The sequence below is a fragment of the Legionella sp. ST3F1 genome, assembly GCF_048553315.1.
Taxonomy (GTDB): Bacteria; Pseudomonadota; Gammaproteobacteria; order Legionellales; family Legionellaceae; genus Tatlockia; species Tatlockia donaldsonii.
Genome location: NZ_JBLZIO010000021.1, coordinates 1 through 21,590 on the forward strand (window position 1 = coordinate 1; position 21,590 = coordinate 21,590).

Consider the following 21,590-nt stretch of genomic DNA (forward strand, 5'->3'; position numbering starts at 1 on the left):
AGGCGAGGTGTGGAAGCGCAGTAATGCGTGAAGCTAACTCGTACTAATTGGCTGATTGTCTTGACCATATAACCTGAATTGCTTTGAGGTTATAGGCAATAATGAAAGACGAATACGTTTGTGTTACCTCACATTCTTTACCGGCCTGCTGGCTATCGCAGTTAACCCTGCTTTAACCAGAACAGGCAAACCAGTTTTCCTGGCGACCATAGCGGTTTGGAACCACCTGACTCCATCTCGAACTCAGAAGTGAAACAAACCCGCGCCGATGATAGTGTGGAGTTTCTCCATGCGAAAGTAGGTCATCGCCAGGGCTTTTTTACTAAGCGGCTTAATAGCCGCTTTTTTTTTGCCAGATTACAAAATTCTGTGTTAATTTTGACATAGCCATCCAAATTAAATTTTTTTTAGTAGTTAGTTATTTAATTTGTACATTTCATCGACAATAAATAATGATTTCTCAGTAGAGTTCATGTTAATCTATCTGCGCTCGAGATAATGTTTCAGCATTTTATGAACTGAGAGTTAGCTAGATATAAATGTTGTAGTATTAATTACCATTTTACGGGGAAGTAGAGTAGCATGTTAGTCGGCCGCGTTCAGGAATTTATTAATGCTCTAGAAAGTATTAAAGATAAACTAAGTGAGGATGATAAGGCTCTTCTTAAAGATTTCCAAGAAAAATATTCTGGACGGATTGACCCTAAAGCCGAAGAAGGCACCAGTGATCCACTGTTTCCCCTGGAGCCAGATAGCCTTTTAAGTGAGGATGATCTTGCCTGGATTAGGGGTTGTTTTGCCAGACGTTGGAAAAATATAGCTGATAAGGAAGATGATTATACGTTTTACCCTGGAGGGGTGAACACAGCCTGGATCTCGCTTGCTAAAGATTTAGCGGCTGAATTGAAGATACCTTATTTGTTATTATTAATTCCAACGCTTAAAAATCAAGTAGATCCCGATAAACTGTCGCGCCTAGAGCAAGCTCCTGATACTCGTGCAATTTTTCTTAGTGATGATGGTGTTTGGCATAGAGTTTTGGGGCTCTTAGAGCATTTGCAACACGGCAAAGGGCAATTGGCTACCTACGACATGGCCAAACAGTTTAGACCCCGAGCGTTGACTCTCAATGAATTGTATCGAATTCGTTCTAAGAGAGGCGAAGATTTAGCTTTTCAACTTAAAAACGAACATTATACCAGCTTTTGGAATTACGTACTCCGTCTGATAGCCCCTAATTGGCAACGCCGTGGCGATTGCCCTACTCATCTACTACCCAGTCTCCTTGATATTATTGAAAGTTATTATGACGCTGCTGGTAGGGAGCCGAAAGATTTTACAGAATTTCAAAAATGTCTAAAAAATTTTTCGATAGCCCTTAGTGCTTGTTCCTTAGAGGATATTAATCATTTTTATGGAATACCAATAGATTTGGGGGATAAAAAGCGGAGTTACTTAATTGAAATTCTGCTTGATTGCATGGAGAACACCGAGGATTTACATGATAAGCTGGCTGCCGTGGCGAAGTCGCTTTGTCAATTTGACCCCACACTGGTCGGCAAGCATGAGAAACTGCAACCGCTTTATCAGTCTTTGAAAATTGGAAACTACTTTGAGGTGGCTCAATTATGTGAATTAGTTCAAGCGTTAGAGCTAAATGACACTGATCCACTGAAACCGGAGATAGATCAGCTAGTTCAGCGACTTCGTGGTGAAGATGAGATTAAATCTGAGATAATTGAGCAGATAAAACAAATTTATGCTTTGCGCTGGAAAAGTATCATCGATACACCAAATGATTATACCCGTAGGCAAGATAGACCCAATCGCAGTTGGATATATTTAGCCCGCCATTTAGCAAGCGCAGGGTACATTCACCCTAACTACTATCGGTTGCTAATCCCAACGCTGCAGATGGATAAGGATCTGGTTACTCAAGAGCTATTTACAATTTATCCCTTATCTCATCTTATTCTTTCTGATAATGGAACGAAGTTAATTCTTGCTCAGCATCTTATTGAGCATCATAAAGCGAACGGAACTTTTTATCAGTGTAGTGAGCATCCTCCATGCCCATTAACCCAAAAGGAATTAGCGCGCTTAGGTTTTGCAGCCCCTCGCTACCCAGATTATTTTATTCGCGTGGTGGAGACAGAACCAGAGCCCGGTATCAGCGTTAAAACTGTCGAGGCAGTCAGAGAGTTAGTTAATGGTACTTTAAATCCAGTGGGATTATTGCTTGGTTATGATATTAGTGCAACTCAACTCGATACAGCTGATAAAGCGTATGCAAAATTTCTTGAGTTTATCGCAGGATTAGAACAGACCGAGTTAGATAGATTATTTAAGCAACGAATTTCCTTTCGTACAAAACGGCTTTCCGTTGCAACCATTCTGCAAAAAATTCAGCATAAATTCGATGATGATGATCGGGGCTGTATTGCAGTTTATGGACAATATTTCCTGCAATTGGTTTTAGATTATAATCCGCAAGCTGAGTTTCGCAAAGAGATAGAAAAAGACGATAGGATTGAAATCGATTCTTTACGCCGTGTTTCAGCAAAAAAAGTTTATCGGGAGTATGATGAGATAGATGAGCAAGAAGCGAATCGAAGAGCGTTAATTATTTTTGTGTCATTAATGACGCATGGCTTTAGCTATTTACCTTTTACAAGTACTTCTCTACGTATCTGGGATAAATCTAACAATGTCCCTGATTCTAATTGCATCGATTTATTTAATACCCTTTCTTCTTTCGTTGAAAAGGGAGATGTAAAACAGAGTCGTTTTACGTATGCCTCGGTCATGGAGAATATTGTCAAGAAAGCGGCTGCGGCAAATGATTTTCTTACCTCATGGACGCGATATAATGACACATTGGAATGGTGGAAGAGCATAGAGAATCAATCAATCTTTGCCAAAGAGAATAACACCTGCTTTGAGCCAGAGCAGTTGTTTACGGTACTCTGGTCGTTATTATCAAAAAGACAATTTAAGTCAAGGATGTTAATTGAGAATTTCCTTGAGCAAATCGTGCAAACTTCCTTACAGCCCAAAAATCCTCAGTTAAAATGGGCTCGTATTAACATTGAATTCAATAAGCTATTAGGTAGTGTACCCGTTGAAGATAGGGCAAAGATGTTGGAAGAGTTAAGAAAGGAATCTGCCCCCGTTAGTTCTGAACAATTTTTAAAAGCAAATCGGGAGTTTTTGATACACCGTCTGGCTAGCTGTGGAGCGCGAGAAGGCTGTAAAAGGAGAATTGGATTATTTGGTGCTAATCCAGGGGCTTTTAAATTGTTCTACCAGGAGCTAACTGAAAAACTTAAAGAAGAAATGTTTATAGGTAGTATAAAAAGCCTGATGGGCACTTTACAGAAAAAAATTGAAAAGTTAGCTGTCAGTAAATTGCAATCCGATAGTATGTTGGAGTATTTGCAGAAATTAAGTACGACTATAACTGCTCAACCCTCTCCAGAGAAAGGAGTAACGATAGAAGATGAGCATGTGGCTATGGAGCTGGCTTTAGCTTAAGGGCCTAACATTTCTATCAAGGCTTACTCTCCCAGCTGGAGAAATAGAAACAGCACCTGATCGATTAGCCCATTGCCAGCCTAAGTTATTTGGCAAATTGAACAGTAATTTTAACAAAGCTGTCATAGCGTTTTTGTGTTATTTTTCCTGCATCAAGTGCAGCTTTGATTGCACAGCCGGGTGTATCTTTGTGATTACAATTGCGGAATTTGCATTGGGCAATAAGAGGCTGGAACTCGCGATAACCCTGAGTAATCTCACTAATGGGCATATGCCAAAGGCCAAACTCACGTACACCCGGAGAGTCAATTAAGGCGCCGCCGCTAGGTAAATGATAGAGACGTGAATTGCTTGTTGTGTGACAACCCAATTCTGAACTAGCTGAAATTTCCGCCGTTTGAATGTTATTTTCGTGTGGTAAAAGCCCGGCAATAAGCGAAGATTTACCTACACCCGACTGTCCAACAAAGACACTGGTATGATGTTGAAGAGTTTTCTTCAATAACTCATAACCCTGAGTATCAAATTGACTAGTAAATAAGAGGGGATAGCCAAGTGGTTTATAGCACGTTAATAGTTCTTGCTGAATCGTTTCGCAGGGGAGATCTGTTTTGTTTAAAACAATACAAACTTCTAAGGCTAAATGTTCAGCCATAACCAGGTAACTATCCAATAAAGGCCATGTGAGCTCGGGTTTTGCTGCGGTAACAACAATGACTTGACTGATGTTAGCAGCAACGGGTTTGAATAGTCCTCGCTTGTCCGGGCGACCCAGTGTGGATTGACGTGGATAACGACTTACAACCACACCTTGAGCATGGCCTTCGACTTGCCAGATGACACGATCACCGGCAACTAAAGAGTCTAAATTAGGACGAATAGAGCAATGAATACGATTTCCCTGACTATCTTCGATTTCAGCATGGCGGCCAAAACGGGACAGGACTAAACCTTCTTTGCCTGGCATATCAGTGTTTTGACGATACTCGGCTTGCATTTTTTCAATGCGCGCAGCTTGTTGTTTGTTAATTCGTCTTTTACTCATGCTTTAAACATAGTCTATAATTGTCAGGATCTTAAACTTGTACAGTATGAAGGCAAACAGATATTAATGAAAGTTTATTTAGTGGGAGGGGCTGTTCGTGACCAATTATTGGGATATCCCGTTAAAGAGCGTGATTGGGTTATTGTTGGAGCGACTCCAGAACAGTTGAAGCAACAAGGTTATCAGCAAGTAGGAAAAGATTTTCCAGTTTTTCTCCATCCTACAACCCGTGAAGAATATGCTTTGGCTCGAACAGAACGAAAATCGGCTCCTGGCTATTATGGTTTCGAGTGTAATTTTTCACAGACTGTTACTTTGGAAGAGGATTTGCAGCGACGAGATTTGACAATTAATGCTATGGCACAAGATAAAAGCGGCCAACTAATTGATCCTTATCATGGCCAAGCTGATTTACAAGAAAAGCTTTTAAGACATGTTTCACCCGCTTTCGCTGAAGATCCAGTTAGGGTTTTGAGAGTAGCTCGTTTTGCGGCTCGTTACTATCATTTAGGCTTTAAAGTGGCGAATGATACGCGTGTTCTGATGTATGCAATGGTAAAGCGTGGTGAACTGGGTCATTTGGTTGCCGAGCGTGTTTGGCAAGAGTGGTCACGTAGTTTGACGGAAAAAAATCCAGAAATATTTATTACAACCTTAAGGGCATGTGCTGCATTAAAAATAGTATTACCCGAGATAGATGCTCTTTTTGGTGTACCTAACAGGAGGGATTACCATCCTGAGGTCGATAGCGGTGTACATACCTTGATGGTATTAAGTGCTGCGGTTGAACTATCGAGTGAGCCGATGGTGCGTTTTGCAGCTGTTATGCACGATTTAGGGAAAGCCATTACTCCAATGGCCGAATGGCCAAAACACCATCGACATGAGGAGCGGGGGATTCCAATTATTGAAGCCTTATGCGAACGTTTGCGAATTCCTGCGGATTACCGTAAATTTGCGGTCATGGTATCGCGCTTTCATTTAACGATTCATCGTCTTTTTGAGTTGAACGCGAAAACAATCGTTAAAGTTTTTGAGCAGACGGATGCTTTTCGCCGCCCACAACTTTTTGAAAAATTATTGCTTGTCTGTCAAGCTGATGCTCAGGGTTGTGGCCGAAAAATTGATTATAAGCAAGGGAAAAACTGGCGTTACTTATTACAAGAGTGTAGTAAAATTTCTGCTCAAAATTTAATTGAGAAGGGATATCAGGGCGAGGCCATTAAAGAGGCGTTACATCAACGGCGAGTTGCCTGCGCCGATTTAATTTTGAATTCTTGGAAACCACATGAAAAACAATAATAATCTGATTTGGATAGACTTGGAAATGACTGGCCTTGACCCAGAGAAGGATCGCATCATTGAAATAGCTACTATTGTCACTGATGCAAATCTTACTATTCTGGCTGAAGGCCCTGTTCTCGCTGTTCATCAGGCTCCTTCCTTAATTGCAGGGATGGACGAATGGAATACTAAACAACATAACCAATCAGGATTGGTTAAACGGGTACAGGAGACTACAACGACAGAAGCTGAGGCAGAAGCACAAACAATCGCTTTCCTTAAACAATACTTGGATAAAGGTAAGTCCCCTATGTGCGGCAACAGCATTTGCCAAGATAGACGGTTTTTATATAAATACATGCCTGCGCTGGCGGCTTTTTTTCATTACCGCAATCTTGATGTGAGTACATTAAAAGAGTTGGTTAAGCGTTGGCGGCCGCAATTATTAAGTGGTGTTGTGAAAGAATCAAAGCATTTGGCGCTTGATGACATTAAGGATTCAATTGCTGAGCTTGTCTATTATCGCGAGCATTTTATTAATTTATCGAGTAGTAATCATGATCAATCGTGAACAATTAGTTCTTCCTAATGGTGCTGACAAATTATTATTGCACTCCTGCTGTGCGCCCTGTTCGGGTGAAGTGATGGAAGCTTTGTTATTTTCAAAAATTAATTTTTCTATTTTTTTCTATAATCCCAATATTCATCCTGTGCAGGAATATGAAATTAGAAAAGAAGAGAATATTCAGTTTGCAAAGAAACATAATATTCCTTTTATTGATGCGGATTATGATAAGGACAATTGGTTTGCAAGGATTAAGGGGCTGGAATGGGAGCCTGAGCGTGGGAAACGCTGTACCGCTTGTTTTGATATGCGTTTCGAACGGACTGCACTTTATGCTCATGAACATGGGTTTCCGGTGATCAGCAGTTCGCTTGGTATTTCTCGTTGGAAGGATATGGAGCAAATTAATGGCTCAGGAACTCGCGCTGCTAGCCGTTATCCTCATCTCGAATACTGGACTTATAATTGGCGAAAAAATGGCGGCTCGGAAAGAATGTATGAAATAGCCAAGCGCGAAAATTTTTATAAACAAGAATATTGTGGCTGCGTATACTCGTTACGAGATACAAATGCCTGGCGTAAGCAAAATAGCCGTGAGCGCATTAAAATTGGAATAAGTTATTATAGTAATCAAGACGATAATTCCTCAGCAGAACCGGCAGAAAATTAAAGGAGCAGCTATGATTTTTCATCAGCATGACGATGAGGAAGAGGGGCATTCGCATGAGCACTCGCATGGCCATCATCATGGTGTTCCCCATTTTAATCGCGCTTTTTTGATTGCTATTATTGCCAATGGATTATTTGTTATTTTCCAGATTATTTTTTCTTATATCGCTAATTCGACTAGCTTATTGGCTGATGCCATTCACAATCTTGGTGATGTGCTAAGTTTAATTTTAGCTTGGATAGCCCACGGATTATTGAAGCGTATGCCGACGGCCTATACAACATATGGTATGAAGAAAACATCAATATTAGCCGCACTGGCCAATGGCGTACTATTAGTTTTTACCTGTGGAATCATTGCTACGGAAGCGATGTATAAGTTGTTTTCACCCACTGAAATACAGGCACTCTCAGTAATGATTGTGGCTGGCATAGGTATCGTCGTTAACGGAGCAACGGCGTTACTATTTTTACGTGGGGCTGATGATTTAAACATTCGTGCGGCTTTCTTGCATTTATTCTACGATGCTTTAATTTCTGTGGGCGTAGTGGTGTCAGCAGCCCTTCTTTATTGGACCAATTGGTTATGGATAGATCCGATTGTAGGCCTGTTGATTGCTCTATTTATTATCAAGGGTACATGGTCCCTTTTCAGCGATAGTTTTCGTCTGATTATTGATGGGGTTCCGCGAGGGATCTCTTGGTCGAGTGTTCGCGAATCCTTGCAGGCGGAGGCCGGCGTCGTTGAGGTACATGATCTACATATCTGGGCAATAAGCACACAAGAAAATGCCTTGTCTGTGCATCTTTTTATGCCTGAATTACCATTAAGTGATGAAGCACGGCAAAAATTAGTGAACATGCTGAAAGAAAAACACAACATTCACCATGCAACTATTCAGGTTGAACGTAGCTTGCGTTTTTGTGAAGATGCCTGTACTCCAATGTTGCGTTAATGGTTTTATGGCCATTTAAGGAAAGCATTGTTATGGACAGTACTTATGTTAAGACAACGGAAGTAGGTCTTGTTTTCACCAAACAGTTTTTTCAATTTTGTTTGCGGAAACAGCTCAATGATCCGACTTTAATGATTCATGAAGCAGAATATGCACCTTCTGCCAGTGAAAAAATGGCGCTTGCACTAAAACATCCTAAAAGTGGATCTCATCCCATTGGCGTACAACGCTATAATCTCTTATTCGAAAGCCAGGGTAAGCAGCAGCAAATTGTTGTTATCGTAAAATCGAAGATCAGCGAAGAAGATTATTTAAAAGCAATAAGCACTGCTTTTTTCCAATGTGGGATTCGTACTACTCATCCGGTCTATGATTATTTGTCCCAATTGGAATTTGCCTATGTTAATCGTAAAGAGGCAGCTATCTATGCGATGCAACAGGCTTATCCCGCTTTTCAACAGTACTTACCGTTCTCTTACGGAAGCTATGTCAGTGGAAGTGGTGATGCCTGCGTGCTTGTTTTGCAGTATCTTGACGAGGAATGGTTATCGTTAGATCCCTTTAATGTTGCCAAGTGGAATCAGCGGGCTATTGAAAACCTCTGTGCAGCACTCGCCAAGATGCATGCAGTTTGGTATCAAAAAGAAGCAGAATTGATGAAAATCCCTGGTTTTGGAAATAGGCTTGATGCGGTAAAGATGCAGCAGCTTATGCCTTATTGGTTAGCTTTGGCCGATGCTGTAAAACTAGCTCAATTACCCTTTTTACAGGTTGAGGATTATGCTTTTCACTCTCGGCTAATACAAGATATTCCGATTTGGCGCGCGCAAATTGATACTATGAAAAAAACCTTGGTACAAAATGACTGCGTTCCTAAAAATGTAGCCTTTAGTGAAAATGAGAGACAAATTTATGTCTATGATTGGGAAATTGCAACGATTCATTTACCACAGAGAGATGCCGTAGAGTTTTTATCTTATGTTTTACCTACCGATTTTGATGCTAAATTATTGCTACATTATCTTGACCAACATCGCTTGCAATTAGCTGAAGCAACTAAGACCAGGATTGCTGAAGAAGAATGGCAACTTGGTTTTAAATATTGCCTGTACGATTTTTTAATTCAACGTGTATTACCTCAATTGGTTTTTGAAAAATTAGAGGCACGTAATATAGCAAACGTTTACGCGAATGTTAGGAAAATGATAACGCTATTATCTTAATCACAGGGAGAGAATAATGACGCAGGTACATGTGATTCTACCCGGTTATAATACGCAAGTATTAAGCGAGGAGGTGTTGAAGCCTTATCAGAGTAGTGAATTGCAATTGAGTATTCGCTATGTCGACATTGAGGTCGATGCTATACGCCATGAATTTGATATGGCGCTGATCGCTCCTGGGTTGATTGCTGAGGTTCTTGCAGCAGAAAAAGAGAAAGCCGATGCAATTGTTATCGATCTTATGGCTGATATTGCCTTGCGCGCCCTACGCGAAGCGGTTTCTATTCCTGTCGTTAGTCTTCCTCAAACAACCATGCATGTTGCTGCAATGATGGGCAATAAATTTGCCATCATAAACACTACAGAGGAGTTAACACCTATCCAAGAAAATTTAGCCAGAGTCTATGGGCTGTATGATAGGCTAGCCTGTGTACAAGGTATACAGCTCGATCCGACTGCTGATTATCGCTCAGAGGCTACCATGAGTGCGTTAGTAGAGCAGTGTTATGATGCGGTCACTAGCAAGCAAGCCGATGTACTGATTTTGGGCTCTGGACGGCTTATTGCTTATCGTGATGCGATTAATGAACGTTTAGAGCGCGAAGGGATTAACATCCCTATTATTGAGCCTTTACCTACAGGGATATATTTCGCTAAATTTCTTGCTGATGCCAGAATAGCTCAAAGTAAGCGTGTTTATAACTCGCCTGCTGAAAATAGTTTAAAAAGATATGGCAACGTTTTAGCTGCCTACACCAAAGGTTGCTAAATTTTTTGATAGTGTGCTATCTACGAGATTCCAATCGACGATGCCAAAAAGCAGGAGTAGGCAGTGAGTCAAAATCGTTAATTTCTAGCGAGCTCTTGCGGTACTTTCACCATCCTAAAACGAGTGCTTAGGACGTTGATGCAAAGCCCGGTAATCACTACTAATCCTGCAGTTAGTTTCCAGAGTTGGAAGGGTTCCCCTAAAATTAAGACAGAACTTAATATGCCTACGACTGGCACTAACAAAGTGAATGGGACAATAGCGCCAATAGCATAACGACTTAATAACCAGTTCCATACACCATAACCGACCCAGGTTGAGATATAGACAATGTAGAACAATGAGCTAAGGCCCAACCCGGTTAAATGTTGATAGCTATAAACAAGTTTGTCCTGTCCTTCAACAACGAGAGCGAGGATTAGCATAGGGACAAAGGCAACAAAACTTCCCCAAATAACAAGAGCCATCATATTAATATCTTTGATTTTTTTGGTAATGAGATTGCCTAATCCCCAAGTTGCAGCTGCAGCAAGAATAAACATAAAGCCTAAGAGGGAGATATTTTTATCGACATGCATTGCAACTAAACCGATACCGATAAACGAAACTAAAGCGCCTCCAACTTGCCACAGACTGGGTTGCTCACCCAATAAAACTGCTGCAAAGAACATGCTAAAAAATACTTGTACTTGAATAATTAACGAAGCCATACCAGGTGTCATACCCGCATTCATCCCTATAAAAAGTAAGGCAAATTGTAAAGCAAACATAATTAAGCCGTATAAAGCAACTAGTCTGAAAGGTATGGCAGGTGGTTTTATCAAGAAAATGGCTGGAACACTGGCTAATAGGAATCGCAGTGCGCAAAGAAAAAGTGGTGAAATTTCGTCAAGAGCTAATTTCACGAAAAGAAAATTAACGCCCCAAATTATAGCAACTAAAAGGGCCAGTAGCAGATGGGCAATAGGCATTTAAATTCACATCAATTTTTAATAATACGTTAGTTTAGTTGAAAAATTTTTAATTGGGTCGAGAAGAAACCTCTTATTTCTTAAAAGTGATACGGTATTTTTCTGAAAATAGAGTAAGAAAAAACTTTTCTGCATAAAAGTTTACAGTTAGTTTTTATTTTGTCAAAAAATTTCAAAAATAGCTTATAAAAGCCATTCACCCAATTAACTGGTTCTTGCTGTTAACTCCCCATCCGCTTTTCTGTTGATTGCCAGTGCTAATCCTTGTCGATACGATGAGCAAGCGCCACTCTGGTCATTCAATTTTTCCAATAGTTTACCCAATTCAGCGTAAGCTTCCGCTGTTGGACTAAGTTCGAGACTTTTTTCAAAATAATTCTTTGCTTTTCCCCATAAATGATTGTTGAGACTTAGACGCCCAAGACAAAGATAGAGCGCTGCAGAATGGGGTGCTTTTTTGAGTAAAGATTCAGCAAAAGCTAATTGTTGATCATCCCCTTTCACCTGCCCATAAAGAGAAATAAGTCCTTCATGATATTCTTTCCGCAAACTGCGGCGTAAAATTGACTCTGCTTGCATCTGGTCATTCTGCATTAATAAAAACTTGCAATATTCGGCCATTAATAAAGGGTCATTGGCTAGTGCTTTGGGCAGTGATGCTATCATTTTTGTCAGAGCTTCAACTTGCGAATACTTGGCAAGTTCAGAGATAGACTGCAAATAAGTTTGTTTTCTTAGGATTTCAAAGGCTTGGCCTGTAATAACCTGATTTTTCTTTAATTCAGGTAAAAGTGCAATTAATTGCGGCCAGTCCTTAACTTCTTGATAGAGATGCATTAACAATTTAAGCACATAGGGGTGGTGTGGCGCCATATCTTGTAAATGGCGTAGTGTCGCCAAGGCTTGTTCCCATTGTTTGTTCGCAAGCTGTAATTGAGCTTGGGTCAATTCGACTGCTATTTTAGCCTCAGGCATCGATTGTTGGGCTTCCCGAAGATAATCATCGCGCAATTGATTATCTCCCATCTCCTGTGCGGCACGAGCTGCGGTGAGATAATTAAGCAATGGGGAGTCAGTATCCGGTAAGGCTTTGATTAAGTGATTTTTGGCTTGCGCCCAATAGCCCTCGCTGAACTCGATTAATCCTTGTCTTGTTTTAGCCTGTGCTTTTTGTACACGACGTTTTGTTTGCCAATGACGGAAAGCTGCAGGACCTTTACCCAGTTTAGCCATTACCAACAGGATGGTATGAAATAAAACAAAGCTAACAATCAAAGCGAAAATGGCAACTAAAAGGGTCGTTTCAACTGTCCAATGATTAATGGCAATAAGCAGGTAGCCAGGATCGCGACTAAGCTGAATACCGAGGTATACGGACGCGAGTAAGAGCAGGAAAATCATTAACACGCGAATCATTGTATGGTTTCTCCTTCCGATACAGCAGCCTTGGTGGTTTGAGAATTGGATTCAATCAGCTGATTTAGCAAAGGCAGCGATTCTTTAATGACGGGTTTAGCTGGGGCAAGGTTTTCTTGGGATAAGTCTTGCAATTTTTTGATTAAGGCTTGTGTACTCTCAGCACTTTCATCAAAGGTACGTTTCACATCTTTTATGGCTTGAGTTAACGCCAATTGATATACTTGGGGATTGTTTTGCAATATCGCCCATTGCGCTTCTTGTAAATTGAGGCGAATACTTTCGCGTAATACTGCCTGATGTACAGGTGAGAGCAAAGAATTAATCTCTTCATCGTGATGACGAACAACCACCAGCTTTTCAAGTAAACTCATACTGTCATGAACTCTGTCTCGCCAGGTAGTGGGGGACGGGGTGTCGATATTTTTTGTAGGCACCGTAGCAACTTGATTAAATGCTTGTTTGATTGGCAAATCGGAAATGATGCTCTGTGCGGCGTCGAGTTGACTTAAGAGGCCTGCTGTATCAATTTTGGGAAGAGCTTGTAACTGGGTAATTTCTCGTGCAATCGCTTGCCGGACGGTAAATAGTTGGTGATTGGATACAGTTGCTAACAGGGTATCTGCCTGTTGCAGTAGTGCAATAGTAGCCTGTTGGTCATCGCTCCAGTGACCATTAATCTGTGCAAGCTCTAAATAATAACGCGCCTTCAATAAAACCCAATCCTGTTTTTGGTAAAGGCGTTGCTGCATGGCAATATGCAAATTTTTGCTTAATTCTTGCACCTGTGTTTCTATTTTTTCTTGTGTTTGACTACTTGTTTGTGCTGCTTCAGCAAAATGAGTTTTTGCCTCTAATTGACTTCGTTTTAACTCATTGATTTCACTATTCAGCATTTGAGTTTGTTGACTGGCCGTTTGATGTAGTTGTTGGCTGGTATAAGCAGCATATAAACCACTAACGAGAGCAATGCTTGCCATGATCAAACTCAAAACTGGGACAAAGGAAGTGGTTGTTTTAGCCGGTTTCTCTTCGATTTTATTACTTGGCGGCTGAATGGGGTGGTTTATATCATGATTGGTGGTGGTTGTTTTAGGCGCTGTTTTTGAGGCTTTGTTCTGCGCTTCATTGCTGTTGGCCATGAATTAATCCTTGATTGTATTGGTGCAATGTTTTTAAGATTGTTTCCGGGCTGCTTATCAGAATAGTTTTTATTCCTAATAATGATGCTGATTTTGCCAAGCGTTCACTGATAACCAGGCAAGGTTTGCTGCAAAGCCAAGCATGGGCGCCCTCACCAAACAAAGCAAAAATATTATGCATCGCTTGCTGGCTTGTAAACAGTATAATATCGACAACGTCATTGTGCCACAATGAATATAAATGTTGCTGATTAATCTCGGGTTTTACTCGTTTATAAACATCAAAACTATAGACATCTGCCCCGCGGCTCTTTAGGGTTTCGGCAATTAATGGCCTGCCTCCTTCTCCTTTGAATAACAGAATCTTTTTTTTACTGACCGTTTGTAGTTCAGCAAGTGCCAATAGATGTTCGCTGTCTGCATGAGAAGGGATTAGATGAATAGGAAAACCATATTTCTTTAAAGCAGAAGCAGTTCCTTGTCCGACAGCGATTAACTTCACTGTAGCAGGCCAGGCAATTTTTTGTTGTTCCAGAGTGGTGAAGCAATGTTCGACAGCATTAGCACTAATGAAGATGGCATACTCAGTTGCCGCTAAATTGGGCAAAGAGGATAGCCACTGCTGGTTATTTGCTTCAATTTTTAAAGCGGGGCATTCAATGGCTATCCCTCCCGCATCAATAATAGCGCGACTCAATTCTTTTGCTTGCCCAAGAGGCCGCGTATTGAGAACATGTAAATTATGCAGAGAATAAGTCATGATGAGAGAGAAAGAAGTTTATCTGCTCCCTTCGCCAATAAGGTTTTTGCACAGGCATCAGCTATCGCTGTTGCTTTTGATTGTGGGCCTGATTGACTGTCTTGAATGACTGTTTGGCCATCTAGAGTGAAGACTTTGGCACGTAAAAGCAGTTGTTGATTAGGTTGCACAGTACAAAAAACAGCCAAAGGTACGTGGCAATTACCACCTAGTAAGGCATTGACGTGGCGTTCGCTGTGTACGCAAAGTGCTGAAAGTGGATCATTAAGCGGCGTCAAAAGCTTTTTTATGTCGCTATCTTCAGCACGGCATTCTATTCCCAGAGCGCCTTGCCCACAGGCTGGCAACATAAGCTCATCACTTAAAATCTCGGTAATTATCGTTTGCATCTCCATGCGCTCAAGACCTGCTACTGCCAGGATGATGGCGTCATATTCTCCCTCTTCCAATTTATTTAAACGGGTATTGATATTGCCTCGTAATACCTTTATTTCCAAATCAGAACGGAGCGCTAAGAGCTGTGACTGGCGACGTAGACTGGATGTACCAATGACGCTGCCTGCGGGTAATTCTTGTAGTCTCTTATGTCGTTTTGCAATAAAAGCATCTAGAGGGTTATGCCGTTTACAAATGGTTGCAAGAGCGAGCCCTTCAGGGAATGTTGCCGGCACATCCTTCATCGAGTGGACGGCAATATCAGCTTCCCCAGCTAAGAGTGCTTCTTCAAGCTCTTTCACAAAGAGGCCCTTACCGCCGGTAACCAGTAATTTGTCTTTCAAAAATTTATCACCCGACGTTACCATTGGGACGAGCTCTATCTCAAGTAGCGGCCAATACTGCTTAAGTAGACCAGCAATATGATTGGCCTGCCATAAGGCCAAGGGACTCTTTCTTGTCGCAATACGTAAAGTTTCAATAGCCATACTGAGTTACAAATTAAGAATAATGAAGAAAGCATAATATCATTCTTCCCAAAAGATTAATGTAGGTGTTATTTACATTTGATGGTGATGGCTTGATTTTCGAGCCATAATCACTCAAGTTAGCGATAGGTAAACAGCTCCTGGTATCTTGACATTGGTCCACTCGTGTTCAATTCTGAATTTATTTGAAGAGCAATGCATGCAGTGATGAAAAATTTGAAAAAAATAGTGAACTATCTTGATCAATCGATGCAGCGCAGTTTATTTAATGCTGCACACCAGTTGATCGCCGTCGGAGCAATTGCTTTTTTTGGGTTCCCATTGTTTTACTGGATTTGGACAGTATGGTTTCCACAGCCCTATGAAACCTTGGGATTACGTCTAGTAGGCAGTTTACTAGGCTTGGGTTTAATGTTAACTCCCTATTGGCCTGCAGCAAGCAAACCTTATATGCCTTGGTATTGGTTTTTGACAATTCTTTATACGCTATCCTTTTTCTTTGCTTATTCATTTTTAATGAATCATGCGAATGCCATCTCGGCGATGTCTTTATTATGCAGCGTATTTTTGCTGGTCTTGCTAGTGGATTTATTCAGTCTTTCAGTGCTGTTGGTTTTGGGATGGGGGCTTGCCTTGGTTTGTTATTATTTTATGTCGCCGGAGCTCTATTTTGGTGAAGAACATATTGAAATGACCTTGGTATTATTCTTTGTAATTATTGCTGGTTCAACCGTAAATTATAAAACCGCTATGTTACAACAGCAGCGATTGGCTGGTATGGCGGCGGCTGCTGGTATGATAGCTCATGAATTACGAACGCCTTTGTTAGGCATTAAAAGTGGTGCAAAAGCCCTGACCTATTATATGCCTCAATTATTTCAAGCGTATCATGTTGCCAAAGAACAAGAGTTGTTGACTTCTACGATCCGGGAAATGAGATTACAACAATTAGAGGATGTGGGTGAGCGTATAATTAACGAGATTGATTATGCCAATACAATTATAGATATGTTGCTGGTTAAAGCCGGCCGAGAAAACTCATTACAGAATTGTACATTAGAGCCTTGCTCAATGGCTGATTGCCTAACCGAAGCGATGGCAAGATATCCTTTTAAATCAAATCATGAGCGTTCACTAATAACTTGGCGGGGGGACTTTGTTTTTACCGGTTCAAAGTTATTGATGCAACATGTACTTTTTAATCTCCTCAAAAATGCCCTGTATGCCATTGCAACTACGCAAAAAGGAGATATTTTTATATGGACTGAGACTGGCGATAAAGTGAACACCCTTTTTTTTAAGGACTCTGCCAAGGGGATGTCTTCACAACAACTGGCTCGTTTGTTTAACCATTTTTATACAACGACTTTTATGGGTACAGGAATAGGGTTATCTTTTTGCAAGTTGGTTATGAATCGTTTTGGTGGTGATATTCGCTGTGAGGCACAAGAAGGGAAATATACACAATTTGCTTTAACTTTCCCTACACTGCCATAAGGGGATGGTGTGGCTAAGATTGACCATAATGGATAATTTAATATCTAATTTTTGTTTTGGGAAAACAAGACAATTGTGTTAGCTTATATGCAAGTTGTAATTCTCATTCTTGTTCCACCAGAATGGTTAAGGGTTTTGCCGGCACTGAAAAACAGGATGATTTAAGACTTACAGTGTACTAAGAGCGTTTGCTCAGGAGGAGCTATGCCACCGTTCTCGATCCCCACCTGCTATTTTCCAAGCACCGCATTATTTATTGATGATAGTCGCGATTTTTTACTGAATTTTGTGTTGCAGTTGGATGAAGGCCTAGCCTATCGAGTGTTTGATTCTCCCTTTGACGCTCTGGACTGTATTTACAAAAAAAGGTGTGAACTGGATTTGTTAAGTCAGCGTTGTTTGAGTGAATATACAGAGGCTAAAAATTGCCCTCTGACAAATCATACCGTGAATTTGGATTTAGCAGCTATTCATGCCGAAATATACAATTCTCGTCGTTTCTCGGAAATTTCAGTAGTAGTCGTTGATTATGCGATGCCCGAAATGGACGGAGTGGAATTCTGTCGCCGTATTGAGAATACTAATATTAAGAAAATTCTTTTAACGGGACAGGCTGATGAGAAGCTTGCGATAGAGGCCTTCAATGAAGGTTTAATCGATCGTTATATTCAAAAAAGTGATCCAAATGTTGCAGAGTTAATCACTAAAAGTATTTATGATTTACAGTTGCACTATTTTCAAGCCATGTCGGATATAGTCGTGAGGATGCTATCAGTTACTTCACCCAGTTGTTTACATGATAAAAAATTTGCCGAATTTTTTCGCCAGCTTCGTCAGGAAAAAGGCGCTATTGAATATTATCTAGCTGATAATTCAGGCAGTTTTTTGTTGCTTGATGATGATGCGAATATAAGCTTTCTCATTGTTAAAAATGAATCAGACATGCGGTTACACTATGATTTAGCATTGGATAATGGGGCCAGTGAGGAAGTCTTGGATCAACTGGCAGCAGGTGAAAAGATCCCTTGTTTTTGGCAAGCAAATACTCAAGCACCTCAATGGGATGATTGGTCGACTTGTTTGGTGCCAGCCCAGCGCTTTGTTTCAAATGAAGTTTATTTTTATGCTTATGTACAAGGTCCGGTATTGTTTGATGTACGACAGGAGAAAATTTTATCTTATCACGCTCATTTAGAAGAACTTGATGCTGAAGAGTTACTATCCGTATAGAAATTTTAAATTAAATCCTGGAAGCCTGTAAAAAGTGGTAAGTCTCGCTCTTCTCTATTTAGTTGCAGTAAGCAATCGACCACTTTAGCTAGCTGTTCTGGTGGATGATTAGTGCTGACTGATAAGCGAATTAATGCCTTATTTTTTGGGGTTGCTGGAGCACAAAAGACTGCTCCGTGAATATCCGCTTCTTCAAGTTTATTACGCAGCCAAATGGTATTTGCTTCGCTGCCAGTAATCAGTGGAATAATTTGTGAATTACTGCCACCTAAATCAAATCCATGTTGTAGCAAGGCGTTACGTAAAAATGCTGCGTTATCATGCAGCTTCGTTCTCCGCCACTCTTCTTTAGCGATAATGGCAAGTGAGGCGTTAAAACCTGCCAAATCGTGTGGGGCCAGTGCGGAACTAAAAATAGTGGGTAAGGCAGTGTAGCGGACTAGTTCGATCAAATTCCGATTTGCAACGATAACACCTCCACGTCCTGATATTGCTTTGGCAAGACTTGCAGTAATTACATCAACCTGGTTAGAAAGACCCAGTTCTGCAACCAGGCCACTGCCATTGAGACCATTTACCCCTAAAGAGTGAGACTCATCAACAACTAATAAGCAATCAAATTCTTTAGCGAGTTTTACATAGTCACCTAAGGGACTGAGCGTACCTAAGGTGCTATAAATAGAGTCTACAGCAATGATTCCTGATCCATAACGTTCCAGGCGTTTACGCAGTGATTGTACTGAATTATGCTTAAAAGGGATTGGCCTTGCGTTTGCTGCCTTGGCGCCCTCCCAAAAGGACATATGGGTATAAAAATCGAGATAAACCGGGAGATTACGAGAGGCCAGTGCTTGAATCAAACCCATATTAGCGCACCAACCTGATTGAGAGAGCAGGGCGGCGGGATAATTAGTTAAGGTCGCAAATTGTTGCTCGGAAGCAGTAAGCAAGCTGTCATCGCTTAAAAAAACGGGTGATTGCATGGAACCATTACCATGTTGTTGCATAGCTTGGATTTGAGCATTAATGAGTTGGGGATGATGACTAATACTTAAATAATCATTACTGGCAAGGCGCAAGGCGTTCGCTGTGGGTATTTTGCCTTTTAGAATGTGAGTGCCTTTCCAGGATTGCTGCACCCGTATTTTAAAATAGCGCTGCAGGACCGTATTGATAAACCCAGGGAATCTATCCTGTGTTTTTGATAAAGCCGCTTTTTCGATCTTAGCTGATGCGTCTTGAGTATCGTATTTAGCCATCGACTATCGATCCCAATTATGTATTTGATTCTTAGCGCAACATAACCGGATAAAGATTATGAGTATCCCCAGTAAGTTATAACAAGGTGTTAGGGTACCGTCAATTTTGCCGGAGCTCGTTTGCTGTGACGATAGCATCTTATCAGTTTTGCCACTCGGCAATTTTTCTAATAACCAGTCCAGAGCCATATAGAACTACTCCTGTAAGCATAAGGCATAAAATACGAATAATTGTTGGTGTTGCCGAGGCATCGTAAATAAGCGCTTTTCCGGCGGCAAACCCTAAAACAAAGAGAGCTGATTTAGCCATGATTTTATCTTTCCGAAAATAAGCGATACTCATCACACAAATAGCATAGAAAAGCCAGGAAGCGGACACCGCAAGTGAATTATAATCAGTGGTTAATTGATAAAGCCCTGAGATCGCGAGCAAATGGGCCAAGCCTAACAACAGATAGCCATATTCTTCTTTGCGAGTAATACTGGCGTGGTGTTTTATCAGCAATACCCAAATGCTACAAAAGGATGCTGTAGCAACAATGAACCAGGCAAGATTAAAATCAGCCATCAAATGAGCAAGCATTCTAAGGTACTCCATGGCTAAAATAATCAGCACTGCAATGGTAGGTATCAGAGAATAATGTGGTTTTTTCGTTGTTAAATAGCTCACAGGGAGCAAGGCGCTGCCAAGTATTATTACTACAAAGAGCCAAGGACGCAGTTCTAGAGGTAAGAGTTCAAGATAGATTGAGTGAAAACAAACGAGCGTAGTAAAAGCAACAATGACTGACTCGCTGTTAAGGCTGGAAACCCATTTTTTGGCATAAAGGTACAACCCTATAAGCAGACCGGCAAAACCTAATGAGATCCAAGGTGCAAGCCCGGGTTCAATTCGATCAATAAAATAATATTCCATGGCGTAGAATATAATCAGCACGGGAAAGAAACTCCAGGCTTCTTTTTCTGAGAGTTGCTGACTAGTTAGACGAGTGTAAAAATAAGTTCCTACTGAGAAAATAATGAAATGCAGAGCAAGTATAAACGCAATCAATAGATCGTTATTGAGATGGAATCCAACTAGTGCGGTAACAAGAATGGATAAATAGGCTGCAATCATCGTTAGAAGGCGTGATTGTACCCAGATTGAAATGGTTGCAAAGGTTAGTGAGCAGACGATGAAATAGTAAAGAGAAAAAACAGTTGTTACATGCAGGCCTAGAATACCTGGTGTTGTATAAGCACCAATGGCTGCGATAATTGCATAAATATCATGCTTAACCTTTATGTAAAGCCAAATACAGATTGATGAAATAAGAATTGTCATTGCCAGAGCTGTTTGAAAGGAGGCTAGTGAATAAAGTCCGTAGGCAGCAAAAACAGTGCAATAAAGAATAATAATACCTGCAGCGGGTAGCAAACTGGCATATTTACGATCGGATTCCAAGAGTTGATAACCTGCACCAATCAAAGCAAAACCAAATAAGGCGGCAAGGCCAATCTGTTTTTCTGCAGTTAACCAACCCGATTCAAGGGAGAGTTTCAAAATAAACCCTGCTGCCAATACGAAACACACTACGGCAATAAGGCCAAGCCAATTTCCTGGTTTAGCTGCCGGCAGCGATTCTTTGGGCTGTATAGGCAGTAGTATTGGTGTTATAGATGTTGCCTCGACCCAAGGAGATTCTGTGGTGTTACTTAAATGATTCTCAATAAGGCTCAGGCGCATTTCGATAGCGCATAATCGTTCTTCAAGTTTACTTAAATCGATCATCACGTCTTCCCTGGACTGGCATTAATAAACAGAGCATATTATTTCCTGCTTCTTTTTGCTAACCCCCTAATCTATTTATTTTTATTTAATCGGTTCAAGCAACGAAAGGGAGACTATTTTTAATATGAAAAATCTATCTTTGGCCGTCTTTAAAATCGCGTTTACAATTGCGCAAGCGTCAGGGTGATAAACCTTATTAGTGGGTTTTTCTGCCTGGTGAAGGTTCAAATTTAACAGTCAATGACAGGAGAGTTTTTCTCCAAATGGTCAGCTGCACTTGTCGAAGCAATAACTGCATTAGATAAGGTCATCTTAGTCGCACATTCAATAGGCGGAATGTATGCATTGGCTACCGAAAAATTGGAGAGTTTACAGATTGGATTAATATTGATGGATGGTTCAGTGAGACGTAAGTATTCCAACGTCCTAACATTTTGCTCAGAACCATTAAAAATGCCGGTCATTACCCGTGGATAGAAAATTCGGAAGAGGTTATTGCTGATATAAAGAGTATTATTAAAAACAAGATTAAGATACTGCTAAACAAATACCTTGTATCAAAGAGAGTAATTCAAC

At 40.8% G+C, this 21,590-nt stretch carries 17 protein-coding genes and 1 rRNA gene; 10 read left to right on the plus strand and 8 right to left on the minus strand.

The annotated features are described in order from the left end of the window. The first annotated feature begins 198 nt into the window (after positions 1-198). Both rrf and ACN4Z1_RS13055 read left to right on the plus strand, forming a co-directional pair. Positions 199-314, plus strand: a 5S ribosomal RNA gene (gene rrf / locus ACN4Z1_RS13050). 268 nt (positions 315-582) lie between these two features. Next, entirely contained in the window at positions 583-3,534 is a 2,952-nt protein-coding gene (locus tag ACN4Z1_RS13055) for a hypothetical protein (protein ID WP_419388227.1), read from the plus strand. An 85-nt stretch (positions 3,535-3,619) separates the two neighbouring features. Here the strand turns inward: ACN4Z1_RS13055 and rsgA are convergent, their stop codons facing one another. Beyond that, positions 3,620-4,579 carry a small ribosomal subunit biogenesis GTPase RsgA gene (gene rsgA / locus ACN4Z1_RS13060; RefSeq protein WP_228362820.1) on the minus strand — a complete coding sequence of 320 codons (960 nt, stop codon included), beginning with the start codon at positions 4,577-4,579 and terminating at the stop codon, positions 3,620-3,622. A gap of 66 nt (positions 4,580-4,645) precedes the next feature. On the opposite strand from rsgA, the gene ACN4Z1_RS13065 reads away from it, so the two are divergent. From ACN4Z1_RS13065 to ACN4Z1_RS13090, 6 genes are read left to right on the plus strand one after another with little or no spacing between them, the layout of a single operon-like run. Beyond that, a complete protein-coding gene (locus ACN4Z1_RS13065; protein WP_228362819.1) occupies positions 4,646-5,881 on the plus strand; it encodes a multifunctional CCA addition/repair protein in 1,236 nt (411 codons plus the stop codon). Next, positions 5,868-6,434, plus strand: a complete 567-nt coding sequence (gene orn / locus ACN4Z1_RS13070; protein ID WP_115220380.1) for an oligoribonuclease — start codon at positions 5,868-5,870, stop codon at positions 6,432-6,434. Before ACN4Z1_RS13065 ends, orn begins: the two co-directional genes overlap by 14 nt. Continuing rightward, the gene (locus tag ACN4Z1_RS13075; protein ID WP_115220381.1) at positions 6,421-7,098 is read left to right on the plus strand and encodes an epoxyqueuosine reductase QueH; all 678 of its coding nucleotides are present in this window, start codon (positions 6,421-6,423) and stop codon (positions 7,096-7,098) included. Before orn ends, ACN4Z1_RS13075 begins: the two co-directional genes overlap by 14 nt. 10 nt (positions 7,099-7,108) lie before the next feature. Beyond that, entirely contained in the window at positions 7,109-8,053 is a 945-nt protein-coding gene (locus ACN4Z1_RS13080) for a cation diffusion facilitator family transporter (protein ID WP_228362818.1), read from the plus strand. A 32-nt stretch (positions 8,054-8,085) separates the two neighbouring features. After that, positions 8,086-9,276 (plus strand): phosphotransferase, encoded by a 1,191-nt coding sequence (locus ACN4Z1_RS13085; RefSeq protein ID WP_228362817.1) that lies wholly within the window; start codon positions 8,086-8,088, stop codon positions 9,274-9,276. 16 nt (positions 9,277-9,292) lie between these two features. Then, complete coding sequence (locus ACN4Z1_RS13090) at positions 9,293-10,045, plus strand: aspartate/glutamate racemase family protein (protein WP_228362816.1); 753 nt, start codon at positions 9,293-9,295, stop codon at positions 10,043-10,045. 77 nt (positions 10,046-10,122) lie between these two features. Here ACN4Z1_RS13090 and ACN4Z1_RS13095 read toward each other — a convergent pair whose 3' ends face one another. From ACN4Z1_RS13095 to hemC, 5 genes are all read right to left on the minus strand, one after another. Continuing rightward, positions 10,123-11,016, minus strand: a complete 894-nt coding sequence (locus ACN4Z1_RS13095) for an EamA family transporter (RefSeq protein WP_228362815.1) — start codon at positions 11,014-11,016, stop codon at positions 10,123-10,125. A 204-nt stretch (positions 11,017-11,220) separates the two neighbouring features. Beyond that, complete coding sequence (locus ACN4Z1_RS13100) at positions 11,221-12,432, minus strand: heme biosynthesis HemY N-terminal domain-containing protein (RefSeq protein WP_228362814.1); 1,212 nt, start codon at positions 12,430-12,432, stop codon at positions 11,221-11,223. Next, positions 12,429-13,574, minus strand: a complete 1,146-nt coding sequence (locus tag ACN4Z1_RS13105) for a uroporphyrinogen-III C-methyltransferase (protein ID WP_419388228.1) — start codon at positions 13,572-13,574, stop codon at positions 12,429-12,431. Before ACN4Z1_RS13105 ends, ACN4Z1_RS13100 begins: the two co-directional genes overlap by 4 nt. Further along, entirely contained in the window at positions 13,558-14,334 is a 777-nt protein-coding gene (locus ACN4Z1_RS13110) for a uroporphyrinogen-III synthase (RefSeq protein ID WP_419388229.1), read from the minus strand. The genes ACN4Z1_RS13105 and ACN4Z1_RS13110 overlap by 17 nt, the downstream gene beginning before the upstream one ends. Then, the gene (hemC, locus tag ACN4Z1_RS13115) at positions 14,331-15,257 is read right to left on the minus strand and encodes a hydroxymethylbilane synthase (RefSeq protein ID WP_419388230.1); all 927 of its coding nucleotides are present in this window, start codon (positions 15,255-15,257) and stop codon (positions 14,331-14,333) included. Before hemC ends, ACN4Z1_RS13110 begins: the two co-directional genes overlap by 4 nt. A gap of 207 nt (positions 15,258-15,464) precedes the next feature. On the opposite strand from hemC, the gene ACN4Z1_RS13120 reads away from it, so the two are divergent. Further along, a complete protein-coding gene (locus ACN4Z1_RS13120; RefSeq protein WP_419388231.1) occupies positions 15,465-16,754 on the plus strand; it encodes a sensor histidine kinase in 1,290 nt (429 codons plus the stop codon). A gap of 204 nt (positions 16,755-16,958) precedes the next feature. Next, the gene (locus ACN4Z1_RS13125) at positions 16,959-17,984 is read left to right on the plus strand and encodes a response regulator (RefSeq protein ID WP_115220390.1); all 1,026 of its coding nucleotides are present in this window, start codon (positions 16,959-16,961) and stop codon (positions 17,982-17,984) included. A gap of 5 nt (positions 17,985-17,989) precedes the next feature. Here the strand turns inward: ACN4Z1_RS13125 and cqsA are convergent, their stop codons facing one another. Both cqsA and ACN4Z1_RS13135 read right to left on the minus strand, forming a co-directional pair. Then, positions 17,990-19,243 carry an alpha-hydroxyketone-type quorum-sensing autoinducer synthase gene (cqsA, locus tag ACN4Z1_RS13130; RefSeq protein WP_419388232.1) on the minus strand — a complete coding sequence of 418 codons (1,254 nt, stop codon included), beginning with the start codon at positions 19,241-19,243 and terminating at the stop codon, positions 17,990-17,992. A gap of 142 nt (positions 19,244-19,385) precedes the next feature. Continuing rightward, entirely contained in the window at positions 19,386-21,014 is a 1,629-nt protein-coding gene (locus ACN4Z1_RS13135; protein WP_228362808.1) for a DUF2339 domain-containing protein, read from the minus strand. Positions 21,015-21,590: the final 576 nt, after the last annotated feature.